This window comes from Sphingobacterium suaedae, assembly GCF_042684625.1.
GTDB lineage: Bacteria > Bacteroidota > Bacteroidia > Sphingobacteriales > Sphingobacteriaceae > Sphingobacterium > Sphingobacterium suaedae.
This window is the reverse complement of sequence record NZ_JBHULR010000003.1, coordinates 678,642-704,469: the sequence shown is the minus strand read 5'-3', so window position 1 is coordinate 704,469 and position 25,828 is coordinate 678,642. Positions and strand designations below refer to the sequence as shown.

The 25,828-nt window shown below is 44.3% G+C and carries 19 protein-coding genes; 16 read left to right on the top strand and 3 right to left on the bottom strand.

The window, feature by feature from the left end:
- Position 1: 1 nt before the first annotated feature.
- Entirely contained in the window at positions 2-679 is a 678-nt protein-coding gene (locus ACFSR5_RS06510) for a potassium channel family protein (protein WP_380901916.1), read from the top strand.
- Positions 680-941: 262 nt separating this feature from the next.
- Here the strand turns inward: ACFSR5_RS06510 and ACFSR5_RS06505 are convergent, their stop codons facing one another.
- Complete coding sequence (locus tag ACFSR5_RS06505) at positions 942-2,819, bottom strand: PAS domain-containing sensor histidine kinase (RefSeq protein ID WP_380901914.1); 1,878 nt, start codon at positions 2,817-2,819, stop codon at positions 942-944.
- Between the two features lie 361 nt (positions 2,820-3,180).
- Between ACFSR5_RS06505 and ACFSR5_RS06500 the strand changes: the two genes are divergently transcribed.
- From ACFSR5_RS06500 to ACFSR5_RS06430, 15 genes are all read left to right on the top strand, one after another.
- Positions 3,181-3,534, top strand: a complete 354-nt coding sequence (locus ACFSR5_RS06500; protein ID WP_380901912.1) for a response regulator — start codon at positions 3,181-3,183, stop codon at positions 3,532-3,534.
- A gap of 499 nt (positions 3,535-4,033) precedes the next feature.
- The gene (locus ACFSR5_RS06495; protein ID WP_380901910.1) at positions 4,034-5,968 is read left to right on the top strand and encodes a sensor histidine kinase; all 1,935 of its coding nucleotides are present in this window, start codon (positions 4,034-4,036) and stop codon (positions 5,966-5,968) included.
- A gap of 8 nt (positions 5,969-5,976) precedes the next feature.
- Positions 5,977-6,717: a LytR/AlgR family response regulator transcription factor gene (locus ACFSR5_RS06490; RefSeq protein WP_380901908.1), complete on the top strand. Its 741-nt coding sequence runs from the start codon at positions 5,977-5,979 to the stop codon at positions 6,715-6,717.
- A 306-nt stretch (positions 6,718-7,023) separates the two neighbouring features.
- Complete coding sequence (locus ACFSR5_RS06485) at positions 7,024-7,230, top strand: TIGR04139 family peptide modification target (protein WP_380901906.1); 207 nt, start codon at positions 7,024-7,026, stop codon at positions 7,228-7,230.
- Positions 7,231-7,248: 18 nt separating this feature from the next.
- Positions 7,249-7,476: a TIGR04139 family peptide modification target gene (locus tag ACFSR5_RS06480; RefSeq protein WP_380901904.1), complete on the top strand. Its 228-nt coding sequence runs from the start codon at positions 7,249-7,251 to the stop codon at positions 7,474-7,476.
- Between the two features lie 104 nt (positions 7,477-7,580).
- The gene (gene gwsG / locus ACFSR5_RS06475) at positions 7,581-8,483 is read left to right on the top strand and encodes a grasp-with-spasm system ATP-grasp peptide maturase (RefSeq protein ID WP_380901902.1); all 903 of its coding nucleotides are present in this window, start codon (positions 7,581-7,583) and stop codon (positions 8,481-8,483) included.
- Positions 8,484-8,678: 195 nt separating this feature from the next.
- Positions 8,679-9,767, top strand: a complete 1,089-nt coding sequence (gene gwsS, locus ACFSR5_RS06470; protein WP_380901900.1) for a grasp-with-spasm system SPASM domain peptide maturase — start codon at positions 8,679-8,681, stop codon at positions 9,765-9,767.
- 1 nt (position 9,768) lies between these two features.
- Positions 9,769-11,970, top strand: a complete 2,202-nt coding sequence (locus ACFSR5_RS06465; protein WP_380901898.1) for a peptidase domain-containing ABC transporter — start codon at positions 9,769-9,771, stop codon at positions 11,968-11,970.
- Complete coding sequence (locus ACFSR5_RS06460) at positions 11,960-13,267, top strand: HlyD family efflux transporter periplasmic adaptor subunit (protein WP_380901896.1); 1,308 nt, start codon at positions 11,960-11,962, stop codon at positions 13,265-13,267. Before ACFSR5_RS06465 ends, ACFSR5_RS06460 begins: the two co-directional genes overlap by 11 nt.
- The gene (locus tag ACFSR5_RS06455; RefSeq protein WP_380901894.1) at positions 13,267-14,604 is read left to right on the top strand and encodes a TolC family protein; all 1,338 of its coding nucleotides are present in this window, start codon (positions 13,267-13,269) and stop codon (positions 14,602-14,604) included. The genes ACFSR5_RS06460 and ACFSR5_RS06455 overlap by 1 nt, the downstream gene beginning before the upstream one ends.
- Before the next feature lie 181 nt (positions 14,605-14,785).
- The gene (locus ACFSR5_RS06450) at positions 14,786-15,088 is read left to right on the top strand and encodes a hypothetical protein (protein WP_380901892.1); all 303 of its coding nucleotides are present in this window, start codon (positions 14,786-14,788) and stop codon (positions 15,086-15,088) included.
- Positions 15,089-15,459: 371 nt separating this feature from the next.
- Positions 15,460-17,805, top strand: a complete 2,346-nt coding sequence (locus ACFSR5_RS06445) for a TonB-dependent receptor (protein WP_380901890.1) — start codon at positions 15,460-15,462, stop codon at positions 17,803-17,805.
- Positions 17,806-17,817: 12 nt separating this feature from the next.
- Positions 17,818-18,405, top strand: a complete 588-nt coding sequence (locus tag ACFSR5_RS06440) for a MotA/TolQ/ExbB proton channel family protein (RefSeq protein ID WP_380901888.1) — start codon at positions 17,818-17,820, stop codon at positions 18,403-18,405.
- Positions 18,402-18,740, top strand: a complete 339-nt coding sequence (locus ACFSR5_RS06435; protein ID WP_380901886.1) for a DUF2149 domain-containing protein — start codon at positions 18,402-18,404, stop codon at positions 18,738-18,740. Before ACFSR5_RS06440 ends, ACFSR5_RS06435 begins: the two co-directional genes overlap by 4 nt.
- Complete coding sequence (locus ACFSR5_RS06430) at positions 18,740-22,744, top strand: cobaltochelatase subunit CobN (RefSeq protein ID WP_380901884.1); 4,005 nt, start codon at positions 18,740-18,742, stop codon at positions 22,742-22,744. The genes ACFSR5_RS06435 and ACFSR5_RS06430 overlap by 1 nt, the downstream gene beginning before the upstream one ends.
- A 121-nt stretch (positions 22,745-22,865) precedes the next feature.
- Here the strand turns inward: ACFSR5_RS06430 and ACFSR5_RS06425 are convergent, their stop codons facing one another.
- The gene (locus tag ACFSR5_RS06425; protein WP_380901882.1) at positions 22,866-23,972 is read right to left on the bottom strand and encodes a hypothetical protein; all 1,107 of its coding nucleotides are present in this window, start codon (positions 23,970-23,972) and stop codon (positions 22,866-22,868) included.
- A gap of 252 nt (positions 23,973-24,224) precedes the next feature.
- Complete coding sequence (locus tag ACFSR5_RS06420; protein WP_380901880.1) at positions 24,225-25,523, bottom strand: DUF389 domain-containing protein; 1,299 nt, start codon at positions 25,521-25,523, stop codon at positions 24,225-24,227.
- Between the last annotated feature and the right edge of the window lie 305 nt (positions 25,524-25,828).

Below are 25,828 nucleotides of genomic sequence, written 5' to 3'. Positions count from 1 at the left end.
TATGAAATTTATCGTAATAGGTTTAGGCAATTTTGGTGCTTCTCTTGCAGAAAAGCTAACAGTCCAAGGCAATGAAGTTATTGGCGTGGACCGACGTATGGAGAAAGTGACGGCTATGAAAGAAAAAATCACCCATACGATCTGTTTGGACGCGACCGATGAGGCCGCATTTCGGTCTCTGCCTCTAAAAAACACAGATGTCTTTATTGTAGCCATAGGGGAAGACGAAGGTGCTAACATCATGGTCAGCGCACTTTGCAAGGAAGCCGGGGTCAAGCGGCTGATAAGCCGCGCTGTCAATCGTCTGCACGAGAAAGTGCTCGGGGCACTTGGTGTGTCTGAAATTGCCCATCCCGAGGAAGAGTCGGCTGAACGTTGGTCAAAGAAGTTATGCATGACCGATTTGGTGGATTCATTTGAGTTAAACGCGAATTATTCTATCGTCGAGGTCGTTGTCCCGCAGAAATACGTAGGTAAGACCATTCAGGAAATAGGCTTCCGCGAAAGATATGAATTGTTGGTGCTGACTATTCTAAAAAATACCGAAAAGCAGACATCATTCGGGAAAAGTATGGTCACAACTGTACTCCACGGAATCCCTCGTCCTGATACGAAACTCGAGCCGGGGGATATCTTGGCTATTTATGGGTATAACGACCACATCAAATCCTTTCTTTAGAACACCGCTGTACCGTGTTGGGCATGCGGGATAGAGGTCGTAGTCTGATATGTAAGATCGTCTATTCGAGAATAACGAGCATGGAGATCGAGATTTATCATCCACTTTTTATAACGTAATAATTCATGGGTATATGCCATATCCAAGTGATAAGTTGTTCACTGCAAAATTCCAGAAGCGTGGTTAAAGGACTGGAATATGAGCGGACTAGATGCGCAAGGATCTATACACAGCTTGTTACCGCCTGGGCCGCTTTGCCAGTTTACACATGTGTAGTTGGCAGATCAAAGTAAAATTTTGAACCACGGTTTTCCGAGCTTTCCACCTGTATCATGCTTCCGTGGTAGCGAAGAATTTCCGAAACGAGGTATAGGCCGATTCCGAACCCGGAGATGTGTTTGGATCTATCGTTACTAGCGCGGAAGAAGCGTTGAAACAAGTGCAACTGATCATTCTTGCTGATGCCGATGCCCTGATCATGGACCGCTATGGTCACCTTATCGGAGCTTTTTATACAGTCAATAACGATTTGACCTCCGGAAGGGGAATACTTGATGGCGTTGCTTAATAGGTTCAAAAATACTTGTCCCAATTTCTGCCGGTCGGCATATACCATGATGTCCTGGCAGCCCATAAGCAGTATCTCATGCTTCGACGTAAGAAGCCGTGCGTCCTCTACAATTTCATCGATCAGAGGACATAACTCAAATGTTTCCCGATGCAGTTCAATTTTACCCTCCTCGATACGTGTTATGCTGAGATAATCCTGCACCAGGAAAATCAACTTTTTCACGTATGCCTCGATTTTTGTCAACATATTTCGCATACTGCTGTCCGTTTCTTCGGAGATACTTTTTAACAAAATTTGCGTATAGAGCAGTACGGAGGTTAACGGCGTTTTTATTTCGTGACTGACCATCGCCACGAAATCGTTTTTTCGTTGTTCCTCCAATTTCTTCTCGGTGATGTCTCTCGCAATTTTTGAAACACCAATTATTTTTCCGTCTCCGTCCCTAATCGGCGATATGGTCAGCGAGACGTCGATCAACGGCCCAAATTTGGTCAAGCGCTTAGTTTCAAAATGCTCCACGCTCTCTCCGCCTCTCAGTCGAGCAAGGATAAAATCTTCCTCGTGCTTTCGGTCGTCCGGGATAATCGTTAAGATCGAACGTCCGACGATTTCTTCTTCGCGAAATCCGAATATGCGTTCAGCAGCGGCGTTCCAACTCGTGACTATTCCATCTAGTGTTTTCGCCACGATCGCATCATTGGATGAACGGATAATCGCCGCTAGGCGTGCATCGTTTTCCTGCGCTGCGACGACATCGGTTACGTCGAGGATCGTGCCGATGAATCTTCGCGACGTGTCTCCAGAATGGTGTAACATGCCTTGGACACGGATCATGCGCAGGTCACCCGTATCGATTTGGTGATACCGGTGCGTACTATCAAATCGTTCGGTATTGTTCGTGGACAGTAAGGTATCCATGTGCTGGAGCAGAAGCGTGCGATCCTCTGCATGCAGACATGCCATAAAGTGTTCCGCCGTAATATTGCCTTCCGTCTTTATGCCCAAGATTCGTCTTCCTTCGGGAGATATATAAATATATCCGGTGGAAGTGTCCCAATCCCACGTTCCCAATCGGGTGGAGTCCACCGCCAAGCGAAGTCTCGTCTCGCTTTCCTCCAGGCGCTGAAGCAGCTCGTTCTTTTCCTGTTTTTCTCTAACGATAGAAGTGATGTCCTTTGTGAAACAACGTGTATGGACGAATTTACCCGCACGGCGCAGCACATTGGAGCTTATCAATACGTGACGTATTGATCCGTCTTTGCATTTGAGATCAGCTGAATAATTAAGTAGCGTTTCGTTGTTGGTGAGCCGTTTGAGGATATCGGATATGGCATCTTGATCCGCGTGATAGTCCCGGATATTAGAACCTATATACTCGTCCTTGGTGTACCCCAGCGCGTCGAGTTCCGCTTGGTTCGCCCAAGTGATCATCCCTTTTTCGTCCACCCAATGCAACGGGATGGATGCATTCTCCATGAAGTCGCTTAATTCTGCAACCTCTTGTTTTAGGCGGTTGTTTTCCAGTTCCAGCTGCCTGACTTTTTCGTTGAGAACAGATATATTTTCCATGGTAGCGCATGCTTTTTCTATGCGTAATGAGTGAAGATATCGATTATGTGGTAATTGCAGGAATTATTTTTCTATTTAGCGTAAACCTACAGCCCTGATGTGTGGCTGTAATCCGGTTGCACGCGTAAAGATACCTGTTAACAACGTTTATTACGTAGTATTGGGGAAAGCTTGGATCTTTTTTTGCATCTTGCAGCCTACCATCTGCAATAGATACCGCCGCGTTATGCGGGGCAGGGGTTCAACTGCTAACTGATGCGACGATTAGCGGCGTGTCGACTGTATCATGATACATCTATATTGACATATATTTTTGCTAGATCAAAGGTAATACGGTAGGATGGTGCTAGTAATTAAATGAATGGAAAAGAAAAAAATTTTTGTCTGCGACGACGATCGGGGGATTCTGGATGCGCTGGAAATTATTTTAGCGCTGACGGATGCGTCCGTTGTCAGTGAATCGCGGAGCTCCTTTGCCCTCCGGCGTATGTTGGACGAGAAACCACATATATTGATTGTTGATCTTTGGATGCCCGAGCTCGGTGGTGACAAGCTTATCGAACACGTGCGGAACACAGCAGAACTACGAGATATGTATATCATCTGTATGTCGGCAGCACAGGGAGCAAAGGAAATTGCGATACGTGCAGGCGCAGACAAATTTTTGGCAAAACCGTTCGACATGAACGATATCTTATCCCTAGTGGAGGTGTAGCTCATGTAAGACGGTGCTTGATGGCTTACCTGAACAACATAATGTATGATTAATCACGATAGGTTACCCGTACGCTGCTTGCTCATTTTCATGAGCTCTTTATTGTTGAGGTATAGGAACAGTCTTTGAACAGCATATCAACAGATCGACGAGCTGATCGAGTGTGAACCGGCGCCCGTGCAAAGAGATTTCTTATAGATCGGCACGAATCGTATTACCATAGTATTGTCTGTCTGATCGCAATCGGAATGCGGCAATATATTCGTATGAAAAACCAAAAAATGACTCCAGTACGCTGTCCGTTTAAAGTCGGAATGTGGGTATAATACCTTATACACAAACTGGATAAGGTCGACTTTCAGATGCGGCTACGTTTTTCCATGATTCATGACGGTTGGCACAAATAGTGTTGGATTCCTGTCGAATATGCACAGACCATTTGCACAAATTTATCTTTCCCTGATTTATTGCAAAAAAATTGCTAACTAGCGATGATTATATGACAACGTATCTTACGACTTTAGCGAAGGTAATAACGATAGTTATTGGGTCTGTTTGTACAGCATTCCTTTTCTTTTCCTGTCAACATCAAGATTCTCCAAAAACTTACCCAACGGAGTACGCTGACCGGGATAGTATATTGAAAAATAGGCTGATAGCGATGGATACATTGTCAGCTAAGAGGCGTTCGGCCTATCTGGAGCGGGCTTTGGACGAGCTGGAACAGGAACAGGATTATAAAGATAATCCCTACTATTGGATAGTGAAGTCGTTTCATGAACGCTCTTTGAATAGTCGCGATTCCATTCGTTCTAATTTGTCGAATGTAGATTCAATGGGCCTGACACCGGATATATATGCCCTCAAAGAATACCTATTGATCAACGAACAAATCGCGATCGATAAACATATCGATGCGGAACGGATGGAGCAAATTATCCACGAAAGGAATAAGATAGAGCGATCCCAGTCAGTTTATGTTTATTTATGGGATGATTTATTGGCCATGAGTTTTTATAACAACCACGATCCAAATAAATCATTACATTATGTAAAGGAATATATGATGCATCATCCGCTACGTTCTAATGATAGGATGAGGCAGCGTTATTACGATATTCGTTTTATGATTGCCCAGCGAGTTGAGGATACTGTGGAGATGGAAATCTATTTGGATAGTTGTCGACAATTGGCCGTTGCAATACAGGATTCTGCCGCTCTGATGCGCAGCTATGATTATGAAGGCCAGCTTTATTCACTCCATGGCCGGCATGATCAAGCGATAGCCAGTTTCAGGAAATTCTTCAATTACCATCAAAGAACAGGCAAACTACAGTTCTACATGTTCAACAATCTTGCTAAAGCTTTTTATGAAAGCAATCAGCTAGATTCTACGATAAAGTATTTGGAGATGAGCGAAGAATGGGGTAAACAAACGGACAAACGCCATGTCCGTACCCTTTCGGAGCTAGACATGTTAAGCGATGCATATGCTTCAAAAGGTGATTTTAGAAAGGCTTGGTTGATTAAAACAAAGCAATACGAAGACTTTAAGACGTCAACGTTAGAGTTACAGCGAGAGAAAATGGCAGAGATCAGTACAAAGTACGAGACGCAAAAGAAAGATCATGACATCCAGATGCTAACGTCGACCAATACCCTGAATCGACAAATACTTGTTCAACAAAGATGGATTTTTGTAATTCTTTTTGTCCTCCTTGTTTTTGCGCTGGTTTTTACATACAAAATGTACAAGGAAAAACTTCTGAAAGCAAAGCATGACCAACTGGTATTGGAAAATAAGCAATATCTGTTAGAACAGAAAAACAGACAAAATCAACTAAACCCTCATTTTATTTATAATTCCATTGCTAATTTACAAGGCCTCATCGGAGCCGATCAAAAGCAGGAAGCCAACCGATATTTAGTCGCTTTGACAAAACTGATCCGAGATATTCTAGAGTTAAACAGACAGGATTTTATCACTTTGGGCCAAGAAGTGCGTAGTCTACATAATTATATTATCTTGCAGCAAATGCGCTTTAGCGAGTCGTTTGCATTTACCATAGAAACGAATGATTTAGATGTCGACGAGATACTTATACCCCCTATGTTGGTGCAGCCTTTTGTCGAAAACGCTATTGAATATGGAATGAAAAATATTGCATACAAGGGGTTACTCCATATCATTTTTTCTCAGGATGAGGATTACCTCATTGTCTCCATTACGGATAATGGTCTTGGCGTACAGACCACAGAACAGGAAAATAGCAATAAGCAATCATTGGCGCAAGTCATTACAAGAGAGCGTCTGGCACTGCTTTACGGAGCTCAAGAGCATAACGCAAGTTTAGCGCTTTTTCCCAACTATTTGCCATCTGGCAGAGGTTACAAAGTGGAAATACGTATGCCGCTCAAGTATAGTTTTAATTAATTTTCAGGATGTTAAAGGTTTATATTTTAGAGGACGAACTGAATATACTCAAATATATTTGGTCGATTTTGGATGAAATTCCCTATGTAAAGGTTGTTGGTTATTCCACCGAAGTTCGAAAAGCCGAGATAGAAATTAAGGCATTCATGCCCGATTTGATTCTTGCTGATATTCAATTAAAAGATGGCTTCAGTTTGGAACTGTTGTCCCGATTAAACCTGGATCTTCCAATTATTTTTATAACGGCTTATAGTCAATATGCTATTGAAGCATTGAATATTGGTGCGATAGGTTATATTACCAAACCGATAGATCCCGCGCTTCTGACGGAAGCGGTCGACAAATGCCATCGAAGGGCTGAAGAATATAAATTCAATCAAAACCAGTTGAGAATGGCAGAGATGCACCTGAAAGCTCCTTCTGTATTACAACGAATCGCACTGAAAACCTTTGAATATACACAGATCGTTTGTGTCGAGGATATCGTCTATTGTGAGGGAGATAAGGGGTACACGACGTTTTTTTTGCGAGACGATAGCAAACTGGTTGTTTCCAAGGTCTTGAAATATTTCGAGGAACTGTTGCCTGACACTCAGTTTATTCGGTGCCATCAGTCCTATCTTGTTAATACGCGGCATATCCTGAAGTATTACAAAGATGGACAGTTGGAAATGTTGAACAAAGCGTTCGTTCCTGTCTCTAACCGTAAACGCGATCTGATGATGCAATACATCGACAAACTTTGCTAGTCATTTTTTTGGCGTCTTTCGCTAAGCGCGTAATACAGGCGCTGCATAGTACCTCTGCAAAGATGTGCTTTCCGTTGGTTACCTGCCTGATAAAGGCAGTTTATAGACTTTTTTTTCTTAGACGCATTCTCTCATGCGGGCCGACGACTATCCTGAAGTCGTTGTAACGGATATTTTCCAAAACTGGCCGGAAATACACACAAAACAAGCTAATATTTAATGGTTCAAAATAACGGGTACGTATTGGCTAGTTTTACAACGTGCACGCATTTGCGCACTATTCGTTAATCAATAAATTTTTAAAGAATGAAAAAATTAAATGGCATGAAGAGTTTCTCTTCATTGGAAAACAAGAAGCTGGACTTAGATCATTCGAAGTCGGTCGTGGGAAGTTTGGCTGGTGGGCCTAAGTATATTGCTTCCAATTTTTTGGATGAAAACGGGTGCCAGGATGTCGACTACTACCACGATGGTAAATGGTATGCTCGGTTCTACGACTGTAGCGGTTGCTAACCCTTTAGAATTAAGAAAATGAAAAAGTTAAAAGGAATGTCGAATTTCTCTTCTTTGAAAAAGAAGGAAATCGACTTGAATGTCGTAGGTGGACTTGCGATGTCGATGAGTGAAGGGTTTTATGAAATACGATCAAACTTCGTTGATGCACATGGCTGTTACGACGTGGACGTCTACGATGGAAATGGAGGTGCTTATTTGTCGAGAGTTTGGATCCAAGACGGAAGATTTCCACACTTCGATTAAGACGTATACTGTCCATTTGAGTCTTTTTTTTAAAACAGGGCTGCTTTTGTTTACAAAAGCAGCTAACTATTTCCAATACGCTGCTATACAATCCGATTTGATGTATGATTTTGATCATATCTAAAAACAATGAAATCACAACGACAGAGGTTATAAAATGGCTGGTCGCCATGAACAAGCCTTTTATCCGTGTTCACGAAGACGACGTATTTGAAATTACGACCATACAAAAGAGGCTTTTTCTCCGAAGTGAACGGGTTGAGTTTTTTCTAGACGAGATAAATTCGGTCTGGTACCGGAGAGGAGCTATAACCTTTAAAACGTTGGCTTATCATAATCCTGCTATCGAACGTTACATGCTTGAGGTGCAACATTGGTTAATGGATTATGTGATCAAGACATTAGAGGAAAAGAGACACATCAATAAACAAAGCAATAGCCATGTGAATAAGCTTTTGGTGTTGGAAAAAGCGCTGCAAATAGGTCTTGATGTACCCCCCTATTTTTTGGCAGAGGACATGCAAGATGTACAGCTTGACAAAACTATTGTAAAACCCATATCCGGAACACCCATTATTGATCAGATTGACGGAATGCAAAGCGGGATTATGTATACATCCGTGGTGGAACGTAAACGGGATGAACATTTTTTTCTTTCGTTCTTTCAGGATAAAATTGAAAAGGATTTTGAGATAAGAAGCTTCTATCTCAACGGTAAGACGTATTCTACGGCCATTATTTCGCAAAATGATGAACATACCAAGGTGGACTATAGACGGTACAATCGTGTAACACCCAATAGAAATGTACCGTACAAACTTCCGCTGGAAATAGAGAAGAAAATAGATCTATTGATGCGGGCGTTGGATTTAAACTGTGGATCCCTGGATTTCATCAAATCTGCAGACACATTCTACTTTTTGGAAATCAATGCCATAGGCCAGTTTCTTGGAATGTCCGACGCTTGCAATTATGGACTGGAAAAAGAAATAGCAGCATACTTGTAACATGAAGGATAACATACGACAGATTATTACGGAGGAGAAAAATAAACTACCGTTAACATTTGAATATCTAGAGCTTTTTGGTGGGGAAGACACGAAAAAGTTAGCGACCGATTCTTCGCCGTTTTTTACATGTACCATATACCAAACGGATTGGTTATTACAGACTTCACCATTTAAAAAATTGGTTAGATTGTTATGAGGTTCTTTAATTTGTACAGCAATATTCTGGTGACCAAAGGATATCGTCGGATACTCATTTCCGATCTGGGTAGAAATATCTCTAAGCTATATCCCTTGGAACTAAGTGAACTGATCGAAGAACTGAAAGAATCATCTATAGAAGCTGTTCTCGATAACTATGACGAGCACTCAAAGCGTATCGTTCAGGAATACGTAGATTATTTGATCCATAAGGAGTATGGTTTTATAACCGAAGGTGACTGGGACAGAAACTTTATACCATTATCTCTTGTTTACCAAGACAGTCGTTTATTGTCCGACATTTTTCTGGAACTCGAACAGCTTGAAATTACGGAAGCACTGTTAACCTCTATAACGAAGTTGCGTATCAGACACGTTGTGGCCTTTTGCCGAAATGCGGTCACCGCTCAACAGCTTATCGATTTTGATGCTTTATTCGCTAACACAGCCGTGGAAGGAGTGGAAATATATACGGCTTTTTCGAGCGCTGTACATGCCGACTTTTTTCAACGTGTCCACGCATATACAAAACGGATCTCCCATTTGGTGTTCTATGGATGTGACGAAGACACTTCCGCAACCGATTTTGCATATCGATTTATGTTAGATTTTACAAGCGACGAACTGTCGGTGAACGCTTGCGGAAAAATCAACGTAGACCACTTTAATACGAATATGCCGAAAGTTTTGGAGGCCGTTAATCACAATTCGTGCCTCCATAAGAAGATCGGAATTGACATAGATGGCCGTATTAAGAATTGCCCGGCTATGTCGTATTCTTTCGGCCATATAAACGAGGTGTCGTTGGAAGATGCATTTGACCATCAGGATTTTAAGAAGTATTGGTCGTTAACCAAGGATGCCGTGCTCGTGTGTAAGGACTGTGAGTTTAGAAATGTTTGTACCGACTGTAGGGCATTTACGGAGCGGTCGCATTACAATGATAAGGGCATGGATATTTCTAAACCACTGAAATGTGGCTACGATCCATATACCAACGAATGGTCGGAATGGTCTTTAAATCCGCTGAAACGGCAGGCTATGGCGTATTATGGTTTTAAACACGTGCGTGGGAGTGAGTGATATGGCAAAATTTCCGTTTTATAAACAGCCCGACACCAAAGATTGTGGTCCGACATGTTTGCGTATTATCAGCAAATACTACGGGAAGATATTGTCGCTTCAACTGCTTCGGGAGCTTTCTGAAACAACTCGTGAGGGTTCTAGCCTCCTTGGTTTGAGTAGAGCTGCCGAGTCCATTGGATTTAACACCTTATCCGTAAAAATTGATTTTGAAACGCTGGTCCGGGATGTACCGCTTCCATGCATCGTATTTTGGATGAGGCAACATTTTGTTGTGGTATATAAGATTGAAAAGAAGAAGAAAGGCTACCGCGTACATGTTTCCGATCCCGCTTATGGTTTGATCAGTTATACACAGGAGGAGTTTTTGCATCATTGGATCGGCGAAGGAGCGACAGAAACCACGGAGGAGGGAATCGTGTTGGTGCTAGAAACAACTGTTCGATTTGATCAGCAAGAGGAAGCCTCCGAGCGGTCTTTTTCTATCGCCAACTATTTAAAGCACTACTTCTTTAAGTATAAATCCTTTATTGCTCAATTGGCTTTTGGACTGATTGGGGGAAGTATGCTTTCGCTGGTTTTTCCGTTTCTGACGCAGAGTATTGTCGACATCGGAATACAAAACCAGGATCTCCATTTTATATACTTGGTGTTGTTTGCCCAGATTATGCTTTATGTCGGACAGATGGGCATCGAAGTGATCCGGGGCTGGATTTTACTGCACCTTTCCTCACGGATCAATATATCTATCGTATCCGACTTTTTTAGCAAGCTGATGCGTTTGCCTATTCATTTTTTCGATTCACGGGTGACCGCGGATATCATGCAACGTATCGCGGACCATGGGCGCGTGGAGCAATTGTTGACGAACAGTTCTTTACAGACTGTATTTTCCGGTATCAACTTTTTAATTTTTGGAATTGTACTTCTGATTTACAGCTATAAACTCTTTCTGCTTTATCTCGTGGGTGCGGTGGTTTATCTCGTATGGATACTAGTTTTCTTAAAAAAACGACGAACATTGGATTACAAGCAGTTTTCCCAATTGTCCGAAGAACAGGGACAGGTCATGGAGCTTATCAATGGGATGCAAGAGATCAAAATGAACAATGCCGAAACCAGTAAGCGCTGGCAATGGGAGGGTATACAGATTAAAGTCTTTCGAATAAAAATTAAAGCACTTAAACTGGAACAAATACAAACGATTGGTGGTAATATCATCAATCAACTCAAAGATATTTTGATAAGTTTTGCCGCTGCAAGTTTGGTTATTGAAGGACAGTTGACATTGGGCATGATGCTTTCTGTTCAATATATCGTTGGTCAATTAAATAGTCCTCTACTGCAATTTATGAACTTTATTCGGCAATCGCAAGATGCTAAAATTGCTTTGGAAAGGCTTAGCGAGATACATAACAAGGATGACGAGCAGCGGGCCGATCGGGATTATGCATCTGAAATTCCTGCACATGATATTTCCATATCAAATGTAACGTTTCGTTATCAGGGCGCTGCAAAGCCTGTTTTCGAGCAATTAAATTTGGTGATTCCTATTCAAAAGACCACTGCGATTGTCGGGGCAAGCGGCTCAGGAAAATCTACACTCATGAAACTTCTTACGAAATTTTACGATGTCGACGACGGGGAGATCCGGATAGGGAAGACCGATATTCGCCACATTGCCCCGAGTATGTGGCGGGCGAGCTGCGGTGTGGTCATGCAAGACGGATATATATTCAACGAGAGTATAGCAAACAACATCGCTATGGGTAGTCTTTCGGTAGATAAGAATAAACTGAAAAATGCCGTGGAAGTGGCACATATTAAAGATTTTATTGAATCGCTGCCCCTTAATTACAATACAAAAATCGGGTATGAGGGCTTAGGTATCAGTGGAGGTCAGCGTCAGCGTATGTTGATTGCGCGTGCGGTGTACAAATCGCCGCAATATGTATTTTTCGATGAGGCCACTTCCGCTCTGGACGCTACTACGGAAAAGGCGATTACGGACAATCTGAACGGTTTTCTCCATGGTCGAACGGCGGTGATCGTTGCACACCGCTTGTCTACGGTGCGAAATGCCGATAAAATAATCGTGCTAGATAGTGGGAGGGTCGTAGAAGAAGGCAGTCATGAGCAACTTGTAGCCCTGCAAGGAGAATACTATCGATTAGTCAAAAATCAATTGGAGCTTGGAAACTAAGAATAACATATTGCAGGAGATTAACCTCCGGTCGGAGCAGGTACAGGAAGTTTTGGAGCGTCCTCCCCATTGGCTTATTCGCTGGGGAAGTCTAACCATTTTGGGAATTATCCTCTTATTTTTTTCATTAGCTTGTGTCATAAAATATCCTGAATTTATCCAAGGGAACATTGTCGTATCGTCGCAAAATCCTCCCGAACGAATCGAAGTGCGGATTGACTCCCGCATTGAACGGTTAATTGCACAGGATCAGCAGACTGTGCGGAAAGGAGATCTACTGTTGGTTTTGGAATCTACAGCTGATGTACAGCATATCTTGCGTTTAAAGGCGCTTCTCGACTCTATTTCTCCGGAACAGATTGCGCAATTCCCTTTACAGCGGACTGCAGGGTTCAGGTTGGGGGAGATACAGGAAGATTATGGTTCGTTCGCAAAGGCTTTGGAAGAGGAGATTTTATTTGCTGATCTCCAGCCCTATGCGGTGGAAGGAACGACCGCATCTAAAGGGATCGTTGATTATAAGCAACGTATTGTCAATCTCAGGCAGCAACATGTACTGGAATCCAGTAAACTTGCGCTGACAGAAAAAAGCTTTAGACGTTCTGAATTGCTGTATAAAGAAGGCGTAATATCTGCAATGGAATTGGAAAGCGAAAAACTGAAATTATTGGAGGAACAACGATTTCATAAGAATACGGAAATTGCTATCGCACAACTGCAGGAGGGGATAATGAATTTTAAGAAATCAAAAAAAGGTGCTGAAATAAATATGGTGAAAGAGAAAACATCCCATAGCTCTGCTTCTCTTTTGTTGCTTGGAAAGCTCAAAAAAGCCCTGCAGCAATGGGAGAAAAATTACTTGATTTACGCTTCCATAGATGGAAAGTTAAGCTACCTTCAGTTTTTGGGGGAAAATCAATTTGTTAAAGCGGGAAGTACCTTGTTAAGTATTTTGCCCGATAGTCGAGACATTACCCTGGGACAAATGCATGTCGGTGCACAAAACCAAGGAAAAATTGAAATAGGACAAAAAGTGTTGATCAGGCTTGATAACTATACATATCAAGAATACGGATTAGTACAAGGCGAAATCCGATCTGTAGCATTTGTACAGGATAAGGATAACAAATATTATATCGAGGTAGCGTTGCCTCATGGCCTGCAAACCTCGTATGGAAAAAACATTCCTTTTGACAAGGAGTTGAGCGGGACAGCGGATATCGTTACGGAGGAGTTAACGCTTGCTCAGCGAATATTGAGCCAGTTAAGGAGTTTACTAAGATACCAGGACAACTGATGCCTATTTTATTTCGTTATATCCTTGCGGCGCTCGTAGCGCTGTTGTTGGCGCATGCAACCTTTGCACAGCGCGTTTTTAATCTGCAGCAGTGTATAGACATGGCCATCGAAAACAGCATAGTTATAGATAAAGCAGAACTTGTGTTACAAGATAGAGAGTTGGATATGCAAGGGCTTCGGCACGACCGCCTTCCCAACATAAACGGGTTTACTAATATTTATAACAATTTCGGTCAATCCCAGGATATTTTTGGTAACAATGCCCGGAATGACAACTTTAACGGTACCTTAGGGGTCTCGTCGGTATACTCTATTTTGAACAATGGAAGAATCCGTAACTCCATTCAGAAAACAAAACGGGAGCGTGAAGCCGGCGAACAGGACCTCGCTTTATTAAAGCGGGAGACAACCCTTAAAACGATCCAAGCCTTCCTTCATGTGCTACTGAAAAAAGAGATTTGCAAATCGGTTGATACGGTTTTTTGGTTTGCGAAAAACCAGCTTCAGAAAGTGCAGGCCTCGAAGGATCTTGGAGCAGCGTCCCTTACTGTTCTCTATGAGGCCAAAGCAAATTACGAACGTGAACAGGAAAAAAATAGGCAAGCTCATTACGCCATCGATAAAGCGATGTTGGAACTTAAGCAGCTTATAAACATCGATAGGGACCAAGACTTCAATATTGTTTCTGAAGTGCAGGATCTATCTATATTGTCGACACCGAGCTATAAAAGCGAAGACCTATACACTGCTCTTTTAGCGCAGCACCCTGTCCTAAAAAAATATGCGTTCTTGAAAGAAGCGTTAGAATTCGAGCAAAAAGCTATTAAATCGCAACTCTATCCAACAGTAGATGCCAACTTAACGCTTGGAAGCTTCTACTTTAATAATTTGACAAGTGGTTTCGGTAAAACGCCGTTATTTAATCAGCTTCAAAACAACTTCTCCCAACAGATAGGCTTATCCATTAATTTGCCAATTTTCAATAAACATGCTGTGAAGATTGCTGTTCAAAAAAACAAGATTCAGCAAGCAGAACAGGCGAAAGCGGTAGAATACGAAAAGCTGATCATCCTGCAGGATCTAGAAAACAGAATGCTCGATTTAAGCAATTACCAAGAGCAACTTAAGCTAGCAACAACAGTTCTGGAGTCGGCAAAGAAAGCTTTCGAGCTAAGTTATAAAAGCTACGATGCAGGCCGGATCAGTATTTACGATTTGAACACCTCCAGATCCAACCTGTTTATGGCCGAGAGTGAACTAATCCAGACGAAGTATAACCTGTTGTTTACACACGTTGTGGTTCATTACCTGACTACCGGGAATACTGAACTATAACGAAACATAGTGCGGACTACTCAGCAGGAAAGTCTTAAGGTCATGACCTTCTTTTCTTTAGTAGCATCGGCAGGTTTTCCATTGCAAGATAGTTGTTACTTCATTCCGCTCCGAGATAGTTGAGCTCGTTTGGAACTTTTATATCTAAACTCCGTTGTAGTAACAAACAACTATACATCTCATGATACGCCCACTACTAAAATATGATACAGGAACCCTTGCCGGTTGCCACGAATTTAACCGGCTTCGAATTAAAAATCTGGAACAGTTCTTTGAACGTTATCCGCATAATGTCGATTGCTATGCAAGCGTCTTTAAGATTTTGTTCGATTTAGAAATGGAGGTGAAATACCTTCATCAGCCAGAACAGTCTATATCTGTACCCTATGCAGAGGGTTTGTATGCGGTATTCGATTTATCAACTATCCAGGATATTCAAGGCACTCGCGTTGCAGAATATACGTTTATAAGGCTTACCGAATAGGGAATAATTGGATGTGATAGCACGAAGGAAGGTGTTGGTGTGTCCAAGTCTGTTTCTTAGGATGGGGCGCATCCAGATGGCCTAGCGCCGACCTTTCAGATAGAAATTCGTGAGTGTATTCCCAAGCAACAATGTGCCCGGTATTCATGGTTTCAGTCTCGAGACCATCTTAACTGGAGGCGGGGGGGCGTTTCTTTCTTACCATAACATACGGGTTGCCAGTGTACTGGCTTTCTTGCATTTCGTTCAGGAAAATCGATTAACGAAGGAGGAAATCCTTTACTGTCTTGTATTTTATTTGCATCAATGTTGCATTTGAAGTTTATACTTGTTATAATTGCAACTTTATTGCAACTATTTTAATCTTTTGTATGAACTATTTTTTACAGCATGTACCCGTCAGGAATTTACGTAGTAGTCAATGGAATTGGCTAGTTCTGCTATTCGGCCTGCTCTTGGCATGGGCAGATAACGCAGCGGGACAGGTGGAACAACAACAAGTATCGACGATCACCGTGCAGTTGCGGGACAGCTTGGGACGCCCCATTGAAAATGCTTCGGTTTATCAACGTGGCAGAGGCGTAGTAACAGTGAGCGATAGCAACGGGCAGTTTTATTTGCACCTGACGCACGCCATTACGGTGCGGGTCTCCCACACGAACTATTTCCCTTTGGAGGTGAGCGTGATCCCTGAAACGGTGGATGTTCAGCAACTGCGCTGGACGCTTCGGTCGAGACCACAGTTTTTAGATGCTGTGTCCATAACGGCCTCTACAGTACCCAAGGAGCTGCGTAAGATCGCGTCCAGTGTATCTGTTCTGTTAAAAGATGCTCCCGAACTTCGTCAAGTGCAGACCGTTGACGAAGCCCTTGCCTTTATCCCTGGCGTCATGGTAGACCGTAGCCGTGGTTTAACCACTACGGGGACGCACACCGGTGTTATCCTGCGCGGGACGGGTTCTGCCAACAGAACGCTGATATTGAAGGACGGCGTACCAATCAATGATTCCTATACGGGCGGCGTGTCTGAATGGAACAGTCTCGCTGGCAATAGCTTGGAGCGGATCGAGGTAGTACGCGGTCCTGGTTCTTCCATTTATGGTTCGAGCTCTATGGGCGGGACAATAAATTTGGTGACCCAAATGCCGCGTGAGAAGACGACATTGGGGGCTGCTTTTCGATACGGCTCCATGAATACCTATCAAGCCAACGTACAAGTAGGGAAGCGCTTCGCAAAACGTTGGGGTGCGATCGCCTTTGCTGAATATAAGCAAACAGATGGGTACGCTTATCTAGCAGACAGTCTTTGGAAAAGTTATTATCAGAAACCAACAATGTCGCTATTAAACCTAAATACCAAGCTTACGTACGACTTTGCGAATGGAGGCATCGTTGTCGCTACTGCGGATTTCAACAGCCAGCAACCTATTTCGGGGACATCCACCTTGTATGAAGACCGCACACACACGGGTAATTATCAGCTTCGTTACCAAAACCCTAAGGCTAGTTTGTCGCCTGATGTGCTCGTATACTACAACGTACAGAACCGGCTGTCTAATGCAATGAATTGGAACGCAGCGGCCGGGGCCTTCAATAACGCAAATTATACATCGCGGGTACCACTCGATACCTATGGGTTGATTGCGAAATTGAATCATCGGATAGGGGACAACGACATCACTATCGGTGCAGATCTTCGTTTTACTGAAATTGTTTCCAACAAACATTACCCTGAAAAAGGTAACCAGAATTTCAGCGGGCGACAGGACTTTATTTCGTTCTTTATGAATGACGACGTTAGCTTCACCGAAAAGCTACATGCGAACTTAGGCTTGCGTTTCGACCACTGGTCCAACCGCAATGGTCATTTCATGGACAATTTATCTGGAACTGACGTTGTTATCGACTACGATCATGCCCGCTCTTCGGTTTTGACGCCAAAAATTGGACTAACGTATGACGTACGCAATAATCTTCGTCTACGTGCCGTATACGCTACTGGGTTTCGTGCACCAAGTGCTTTCTACATGTATAATGCGGCGCCGCTAGGTTCGTCCTTCCGTCTCGGCAATCCAGCGCTCAAACCGGAACGGATGCGTTATTCGGTTGACTTTGGAGCCGACCTGCAGCTTATGAACGAATTGGAGATTTCGGCCACGGTTTACGCATCTCAGTATAGTGATTTTCTATCGGCCGTGTTGATCGATGCCTCGGATGTTCCGGATTATTTTGATCCGGGAGGGCTTCCGGTTAGGCAGTACATAAATATCGGTAAGGTCAACCTTTGGGGACTGGAAAGTTCGATGAAATATCGGGTGCATCCTTCGATAACCCTACAAGCAAGCTATTTCCATAATCAATCCGCGATCAAAAAATATGAATCGAACCCGGAATATGAAGGGAGAGAAATGAACGACAATCCGCGGCATATCTATTCGGGGGCTTTGATATATGATGATCCTCGTATCGGGCATATTAGTTTTTGGGGGCGCCACACCGCTTCCTTTTTTGGCGATCTGGAAAATACGCCAGAAAAGACAATGGATGCCGTAAGCTTGTTTGACCTCAAACTCGCTAAAAACATAGGTGTACTTGGGGTCAGTTTTACCATAAACAATATGTTCGATAAGCTATATTACGGAAGCTATACCTCCGCAACAAGTTATTATTACGCACCTAGAAGGACGTTCTTTGTAGGTGCTCACTATTCATTCTAAAAAAAGAAAATCATGATTGAATTTATCGAAAACCTGCTCTTTCAAATTGGTCGTTTGCTTCATGTACCGGTTTTCATTGGTCTGCTGTTTATGGTTTTTTGGATCGTTTGGTCGATGGGTGCCTTCACTCGGGAATGTTGGAATCGCAAAAAGAAGGAGCGCGTACGCATTTTTCTTGCACGGCATGAACCAGAAATTGAACGGATCCTTTCCAACGAAGAAGAAGCAGCGGATATCCAGATCACCGAATTGGTGCAGGGGTGGGAGAAACGCGAAAATGCGAAGCTGGATAATCTTCGTTTCCTCGTTAAGGTAGCACCGTCTCTCGGATTGGTTGGTACCCTGATTCCGATGGGACAATCCCTTTCTACGCTTTCAACAGGCGACATGTCTGCTATGGCCAGTCACATGGTGACAGCCTTTACTGCGACGATAATCGGACTGGTTTGTGGTATTGTCGCTTACCTTATTTCACTGAAACGGGAGCAATGGCTATCCCAGGAGTTTCTGGCCTGTGAAGCAATTATGGAACGCAGACTGAGGGCCTCCATTCGCAAACAAAAGGGTATCACCCATCAAGAAACCTTATCTCAACAATGAAATTACTGACTAAAAATAACCCGACATCTCATCATACACCACTTGAAGATCCAATCAGTGGTGTAGCTAATTTGTTTGATATCAGTGTGGTATTAATTGTGGCCATGCTTATCGCACTCATGTCTGCTTTAAATGTGCTGGATCTCTTCGACCCGGAAACGGAACTCACCCTGACCAAGAAAAATAAAGAAGGGGAGATGGAAATTATCCGCAAAAAAGGGAAGGAGATAAAAGTAACAAAGATTTCATCCGAAGAAACCGCCGGGCAGGGGGAGCGACTTGGTACGGCCTATCAGCTCGATGATGGACAGGTTATTTACATTCCAGAGAATTAATGATGAAGAATTGTTTACCTATACTGGGTTTTCTATTGTGCTGGTTGTTCGGGAATATGCCGGTGCATGCTCAGCAACAGCCGTCCGAAAAACGTATTCGTATTGCACTGTTGATGTCCGATAACTACAGCAAGCCTCTAGCAGAGGCCATTACCTTGTTGAATCAAAAACCGGGCTTTGCAGGCCAATTCGACGTTGTAACGGCACAAGGCGAAGCAGCAAGCGTATCCCAGGCCGCGCTTATCGTTTGCTATGTGCATACGCCGCAAACGATACAACGGTACGCACAGCAAATTGGCGCAATATTGGCGCGCGGCGACGCGGTGTATGCCGTAGGCTCTACGCCGGAGGCAGCGAACTATAAAGCGTGGGGAATGCAGTTTGACCGCGAGTTAGACACGTATTTCGAAAATCCAAGTCCCGAGAATATCGCCCGTATGGTACAACTGCTCTGTGATCGCCATTTCGGAACGTCGTTTGCGCCGGAGGCGCCGATAGATTTTCCCGACTACGGTATTGTTGATTGGCAAACAGGCGCCCTGTACCAGGATCCTGAAATATTCCGAAAGGTTTACCGCACGTCATCCCCGCACGCACCTTGGGTGGCGCTATACGGCTTCCGTTATGAGTTTGTGACGCAACAGTACGATTACATAAAATCTTACGCCCGAGCGCTGCATGAGGCGGGAATGAATGTCATGCTTTTTTATGGTTTTCCGCTTGAAAAGGCTGTTCATGATTTTTGTCTAGACGCTCACGGGCGATCCACAATCGAGGTTCTGGTTAATTTTTCCTCGCTACCGGGAAGCTCTCCGGAGAAACTTGCCCAAACGTTTGCGCAGTTAGACGTACCCGTTATTAATGGGATCACACTACTACAAACCGAGTCCGAATGGCAGTCATCGACCACAGGCCTCTCTGTCGCGGAGCGCAGCTTGGCCTTGGTACGCCCCGAAATCATGGGGCAGATACAGCCAACGGTTGTTGCTACACAGGAGTCCATATTCGATGGTCAGGGTCATATATATAAACAGAAAACCCCACTTCCGGGACGGATCGCACATCTTGCTCAAAAAGTGAAAGCTTGGATCAATTTGCGATACAAAACAAATGCAGACAAACGGGTCACACTCATTTACTACAATGGACATCCTGGAAAGCAAAATATCGGAGCAAGTTACCTGAATGTACTGCCCAAGAGCATACATCGTATTACAGCAGAATTGGAAAAGGCTGGATACAATTTAGGGGGAGGACGTATAGCCGAAGCGGAAATTTTCCAACGTGTCCTTTCCGGTGGGCGAAACATAGGAACGTGGGCACCCGGCGAGCTCTCTCGAATGGTCGAAGAAGAACAGCCGGTTTTGGTTCCCGTTGAACAATACAAAATGTGGTTTGCCGACCTTCATCCACGCTTTCAGGAGCAGGTAATCCAGAAATGGGGCGAACCAGACTCCGCACGTATCATGGTCTGGACAGATAGTCGACAACGGCGTTATTTTGTGCTGCCTCAGGTAAAATTTGGGAACCTCTCCCTTATGCCGCAGCCCGCGCGAGGTTGGGAAGAAGATGAAGAAGCTCTGTTCCATGACGTGAGCTTGCCACCGCACCATCAGTATATTGCTTTCTATCTGTATATGCAAAGGCAACAAAAGCCAGATGCCTTAATTCACCTCGGAACACACGGAACTTTAGAATGGCTTTCTGGCCGCGAGGCCGGCCTGGATGCCGACGATGCGCCTGATGCACTACTTGGTGCTATGATTAATATCTATCCCTACATCATGGATAATGTTGGAGAGGGAACACAGGCAAAACGGCGTGGCGGTGCGATCATTATTGATCACCTGACTCCACCTTTTCAAGAAGCGGGTTTGCGGCCAGAGCTGCGAGAGCTGGCTGGAGCCATACATGATTACCACGTCGCTTTAGAGAAAAGTCCCTTGTTGGCGCAAGCACATCTTAAGGCCATAAACCGATGGGTGGAAGAAACGAATGTGTTGCGGGATCTGGATCATAACGGGCCGATAGATAAGGATGATGTACAACAGCTCGAACATTACCTAAACGAGCTCAATGAACAGCAGACCCCCATGGGGATGCATACGTTTGGAATTTCTCCAAGCGAGGAGCAAGCCCGGCTCACGGCTATTGCTATGGCGAGTCGCCAAAAAAAACTAACCGTTCAAGATCGAGATGCTTTAACTGCTGAATTTTACGACCGGATTCTGCAAAGTGGCCCAGCAGAGATTCGCGCACTTCTCGACGTACTGGACGGAAAATTTATCGAACCATCATTGGGAAATGATCCTATTCGTAATCCAGACGCGATACCAACAGGAAAAAACTTTTACGCGTTTGATCCGTCCCGCATGCCATCTCGCGAGATCTACGCGATGGGCAGTAAGCTGGCAGAGCAAATAATAGAGCACTATCTGGAAAATAATCAGGGAAACTACCCCGATAAAATAGCCGTTAACCTATGGTCTGTAGAGACCCTACGACATGAGGGGATTATGGAGTCTCAGATTCTACATTTGCTTGGTGTGCGTCCGACATATGATGGATTTGGTAAAGTGAACGGATTAGCGCTCATCCCCCGCGACAGTTTACAAAGGCCACGCGTAGACGTATTGGTAACGCCGTCTGGCCTGTACCGCGATATGTTTCCGCACATGATGAACCTGTTGGATCAGGCCGTTGCGTTGGTGTACGAATCCCCAGAGCAGGACAATAGTATCCGTGCGCATGTGGATGCCTTGGAACGGGAGCTGACCGATGTAGGCGTAAGGGATACCGCACTACGAAGACGTTTGGCTATGGTCAGGCTCTTTGGGGCAGCGACGGGAACGTACGGCATTGGCGTGGATGAGGCAGTACAAGCGTCAGACAAATGGACGGATAGTCAAGAAGTCGCCGATGTATATTTCAATCGTTCAGGCCATCTATACGGACAGGGTTTTTGGGGTACGGGCCCTACTGAGCTACAGAAAATAACGGGAAAAGAGTTAGCGCTATCGCTTTTTAAGAAAGCCTTATCCGGAACGAAAGCTGTCGTGCATAGCCGTTCTACACATGTGTATGGCGTGCTGGACAATGATGACTTTTTTCAATATCTAGGTGGCATGACGTTGGCTATAAAGACACTGGATGGAACGGAACCGGATGTGATTATCAGCAACCTGACGGATCCATCGATCGCACGGCAGGAATCGTTGGATAAATTTATCGGAAGAGAGATGCACACGCGGTATCTGAACCCCACATGGATAACAGAAATGCTCGATGAAGGCTATGCAGGCGCGCGCATGGTCGGACAGATTACGGACAACATGTGGGGATGGCAGGCCACCACTGATCAAGCTATACGACCGGACGATTGGCAGGCCTGGCACGATGTCTATGTGGCTGATAAATATGGACTGGACATCCAAAAACGTTTTGCAGAGGCCGATAACACCTATGCGTATCAAGGAATGTTGGCGCGCATGTTGGAGGTCACGCGGAAAGGATACTGGACGCCGGATGCGGATACTCGCGATCGTTTAATAGCGGCATATTTGGAAACGGTAGAAACGACAGGCTTATCGTGTTCGGATCAGGTGTGCGGCAATGACCAACTACTGACCTATATAGAAGAACATATACAGGATGGGAAAATAGCGCAGAATGTAATGCAGCGGTTGCACGAGCAGCTTGGTCGCATAAAAAACACGGGGCGCTACATGGATGCACCACAGGGAGGAATGCAACCGCTTGGAGGTCCAACCGCTGTTGATCGAGCACCTTCTCCTACAGTAAAGCGTACCGCTATGGATCAGCATTCGCGGAAAAAAGCCAAAGAAGCTGAGACGCCTGCGCTCAAAGGATATAAAATGGAAGAGAAAACGTTGTTCCAACCGATGGAATCGACGCGTCCGGAGGCAGCGTTTGATTGGGTTTGGGTATTCCTTTTGGCGCTCATTTTTAGTTGCGGTTTCTTGTGGCACCGCTCGACACGGTAACTCGCGTCCACTTTTTTGATGGTAGGTGGTGTCATGCTCCATGTTCGTTCAAATCGTATATGTTGGGCTAATCCCGTTCGTGCGGAGAACATGGACTTGGAGCTCATCGCTAGCAGAACAGTTAATCCAACGTACTTATATGAACGTGTTGTAAAACACCATGTACCATCTTTTTTGCTTCTCCATCTCTACTTGCGTAGGAAAATAGTATCTCGAGATAGTTACGATCTTGGAAATAAGCCTTCGCTGTGCCCTGTACATAGCCATCTGTCACCTGTTCATCGTAAAATAGATCGTCATAAAAATACCGATAGCTTTTTGCTCCTTGATTTGCCTTAACAAATTCGTCTTGACTCATTTCCGTTTTTTGAATCGAGGTGGAGAGCGAGACATCGCCATGTATGGATGTATACGCAAAATAGTAATCTCCTTTACGCGGTTTTTCATCCGGCACAAAGGGGGTATCTTTCGTTTTTAGATACACATTAAAAGCGGATTTTTCGGGGTATATACCCACAAATGGATCTTTCCAGAAACTCTGAGGCTGGGCAACCTGTTGCAGTTGATGGACTGTTGCATGTTCCCATTCCGAAATTTTCAGTCCGAGCTTGGTATTGACCTCTTTCATCTTATCAAGCGTCGCCAGTGTATCCCTACCAACGAGCGGGACGGCAGCTTCAAATACGAACTGTCCTTGCTGATAGAATCCCAAAAGATACACGTTGTCATTACTAGAAACCCAGTATAGGCCTGTTTTGTAGTTGGGGTGTTTGGCAAAAATATGCGTCTCGTACAACGAAGCACGGTACATATCGGTTGCAGCCTCGTACCCCCCGAACAGCGGACTGCCACTTTCGAGGTAGCTGTCTTTCAAAAACACTTCCCGATGGTCATATAATAGGGTAGCACCAACAAATACGTCTCCCCAAACGGAATCTTGGAATAAGATTTCCTTTGCAGAGAAGACGACTGTATCGGCGACCAGATCACTTCCTTGTATGAGCTCTTGCACCCGATCATGGTAACGGTTCATAAAAGGAAATACCTGCTTGGCGTTTGTAAAAACTAATTGATCTTGTTCCGCTTGTTTCAGCTCATTTTCAAAAGGGGCTTTTCGTAGCCACGTGTCCAGGTACTCTGCTCCGAGAAGTTGCTTGACGTCCTCATCCCAAACAAACGATTTATGATCGCTGACATCTCGATGGCATGCACTGAGTATAGTCGTCATGAAAAATAGGCTTATAAAAAGTATTTTGTGCATCGTATAGGTAGCTGAATAGTTTATGTACAACAAAAATCCGAATTTTGATCGGGGCAGTACATCCCTAAAACCAGCTATTTTTCGGTGATGGCAACACCGATTTTAAGGAAACGACGTCCCTTAAAACGGTGTTGATAAACCTTTCTATGAATCTTCACGAGACAAGTACGTATGGTCTCTATCTTTGGAGATGCACCGTTGGTGGCCCCGTTCATCCCCTTAAGGCCTGTATGCTACGATGGTGATGCTGTCTTTTGGAAAATGGTTTTTCAGCCATGCACCGAGCTTATCGCGTTCGATCGTTTCCAATGGTTCAGAAGCCGTATAGATGAAGGCGATGTGGTTGACCAAGCTGTCTTTTTTTGCATAAAATTGCTGTCGCCCAATGCTGTATGAGGACAGCGTTGGGAAGATGATCTTGATATCCCTGTCCAGTTCGGGGTCAGCCAGCTGGTAACTGGAGAGGGTGTTATTTAGTGCACGTATCGTCAGATCTTTCTCGCTGACGGAAACATTGCGTTTATCAATTTCGCTGAGTATAGTGGACCGGAGGTCTAAACTATCCTGACGAATGATCAACTGCGTATTGTCAATGCCGAACGCGCGCATGCTTTCTTTAAGCCCATTGATCTCTTCATTACTGAACTTTTTGTCCAGAAACGCCAGTTCCAATCGTTTCGGTTTAGACGCTGCTACCAAACGTTCATAAATAATCGTATACCCTTTATCGGTTAATTCCTGTTGGACAAATTGCTTTACTTGGTTGGAATACTTTCTATCTTGCAATAAGCGATAGGCGAAATATAGGCTCGGGATAACGAGGACGAGTGTGATTAAGGTGATGCTCTGGGTGATTTTCTTTTCCCGTTGGGGATCTACGTAATGAACTTTTGGGTATCGCAAATATTTAACAATGACAAAGGTGGCGATGCATATAAAAACGCAATTAATAATATAAAGGTAGAGTGCACCCGCGAAGTAAGTTATATTTCCCGTTGCCAATCCGTATCCGGCTGTACACAGCGGAGGCATCAACGCCGTAGCGATCGCCACGCCGGGGATAGGATTGCCCTTATTAACACGCGTGATGGCGATAACGCCGACCAGGCCTCCCGAAATCGCGATCAAGACATCATAGATATTCGGTGATGTTCGGGCGAGTAGCTCCGACTGAGCGTCCTTAAAAGGGCTGAGTAAAAAATACAGCGAAGACACGACAAGGCTGATAACAGTCGCAATAAGCAGGTTTTTCATGGATTTCTTGAGCAGCGGAAAATCGAACGTACCCAGGGCAAATCCGGCACCGACAATCGGGCCCATCAGCGGCGAGATCAGCATGGCTCCGATGATGACCGCCGTGGAATTAACGTTTAGTCCGACCGACGCGATGACAATAGCACAGGCTAATATCCATGCATTGGCGCCGCGAAAGGAGATATTATGGATCACATCTTCCAGTACGGTTTCCTTTTTGTCTTCGCCCTCGTGTAAATTAAAGAAATGTAAAAATTGGTTCATAGTCTGCTGTTGTTTACACGAATATACTAAACAAAATATACGATGTAGATAGATTCTGGGAACCGTTATGTAGAAAGTAGATTTCTGGCTACAAACGCGATTAAGCCTTCATTAGGCTGAGTTGCCCCGTATACGTCGTTTTAGATATAGCGCGTCCTCGTCTTCCATGTCCTTAGGTTTTGTTCATTTTTTTAGTATATTGTCGATCCCGCTAGTAAGCGATCGGCGTAGCAGATCCAATAAAGTGTGATCGCCATAAACAATCTTTCAGCTTCTTTGTTGGAATTTTATAGATATCGGACTTG